Raw genomic sequence first — 1,177 nt, forward strand, 5'->3', positions numbered from 1 at the left:
CGTAATAAGCCGCACTTGAACGTAGGCACCATTGGTCACGTTGACCATGGTAAAACCACTTTGACTGCTGCCCTGACCCGTGTATGTCACGAAGTTTGGGGTACAGGCTCTGCGAGTGCCTTCGACCAGATCGATAACGCACCGGAAGAGAAGGCGCGTGGTATTACCATTGCGACTTCCCACGTTGAGTACGATTCCCCGAATCGCCACTACGCTCACGTAGACTGCCCGGGCCACGCTGACTATGTGAAGAACATGATCACTGGTGCAGCGCAGATGGACGGCGCGATCCTGGTTTGCTCCGCAGCTGACGGCCCCATGCCGCAGACCCGTGAGCACATCCTGCTGTCCCGTCAGGTTGGCGTACCTTTCATCGTTGTGTTCCTGAACAAAGCGGACATGGTAGACGATGAAGAGCTGCTCGAGCTGGTTGAGATGGAAGTTCGTGATCTGCTGAGCCAGTACGACTTCCCGGGTGACGACACTCCGATCATCACCGGTTCTGCGNTGATGGCGCTGGAAGGCAAAGACGACAACGAGATGGGNACTACCGCTGTTAAGAAGCTGGTAGAAGCTCTGGATGACTACATCCCCGAGCCGGAGCGTGCGATCGATCAGCCGTTCCTGATGCCGATCGAGGACGTNTTCTCTATCTCTGGTCGTGGTACNGTTGTGACCGGCCGTGTTGAGCGTGGCGTTATCAAGACTGGTGACGAAGTGGAAATCGTTGGTATCAAGGATACCGTGAAGACCACTTGTACTGGTGTTGAGATGTTCCGCAAGCTGCTGGACGAAGGTCGTGCCGGTGAGAACATTGGTGCGCTGCTGCGTGGCACCAAGCGTGACGACGTTGAGCGTGGTCAGGTTCTGGCGGTTCCGGGTTCCATCACTCCGCACACCAAGTTNGAGTGCGAAGTGTACGTACTGTCCAAAGAAGAAGGCGGCCGTCATACTCCGTTCTTCAAGGGCTACCGTCCGCAGTTCTACTTCCGTACCACCGANGTAACCGGTTCTTGCGAACTGCCGGAAGGTGTGGAAATGGTTATGCCGGGTGACAACGTCAAGATGAGTGTTACCCTGATTGCTCCGATCGCCATGGAAGATGGCCTGCGCTTCGCGATTCGTGAAGGCGGCCGTACCGTTGGTGCCGGCGTAGTCTCCAAGATCATCGAGTAAT

General features: G+C 56.0%; 1 protein-coding gene. It reads left to right on the plus strand.

Annotation, left to right across the window (positions count from 1 at the left end):
• The coding region (gene tuf / locus MDHKLMBL_RS20650; RefSeq protein ID WP_241956290.1) for an elongation factor Tu at positions 1–1,176 on the plus strand (1,176 nt) is incomplete at its 5' end.
• Between the last annotated feature and the right edge of the window lies 1 nt (position 1,177).

It is taken from the genome of Marinobacter flavimaris (genome assembly GCF_002933295.1).
Lineage (GTDB): Bacteria > Pseudomonadota > Gammaproteobacteria > Pseudomonadales > Oleiphilaceae > Marinobacter > Marinobacter flavimaris.